Genomic DNA, 278 nt, shown 5'->3' with positions numbered 1-278 from the left:
AGCTATGAAGATCCTTGATGACTACTCAAACGAGTATAAGAAAAATGGCGATAAAACATTTACTTATAATCTTAGAGGCACAGAAAGACTTCTTGCTTGCGAATCTTATGACAAAGCTAACTGGCTTGTTTGCTCTGCAAACTCTATAAGTGATTATGACAATAGCCTAAATAGCACTCTTGTTTCGCAGTTTGTATCTTCTATCATCTTTATAATCGTTGTTATAGCACTTTTGATCTTTGTTGTTGGTAGATATTTAAAACCTCTTTCAAATATAT

1 protein-coding gene is annotated in these 278 nt (G+C 32.7%); it reads left to right on the top strand.

Features of this window, described 5'->3' with window-relative positions; genetic code table 11:
• On the top strand, positions 1-278 hold a 278-nt coding region (locus tag UNSWCS_RS12220), incomplete at both ends, for a hypothetical protein (RefSeq protein WP_200862635.1).

Source organism: Campylobacter concisus UNSWCS (assembly GCF_000466685.1).
Classification (GTDB): Bacteria; Campylobacterota; Campylobacteria; order Campylobacterales; family Campylobacteraceae; genus Campylobacter_A; species Campylobacter_A concisus_A.
Note: the sequence above shows the minus strand (reverse complement) of the source record. Positions and strands in the feature narration are given on the sequence as shown.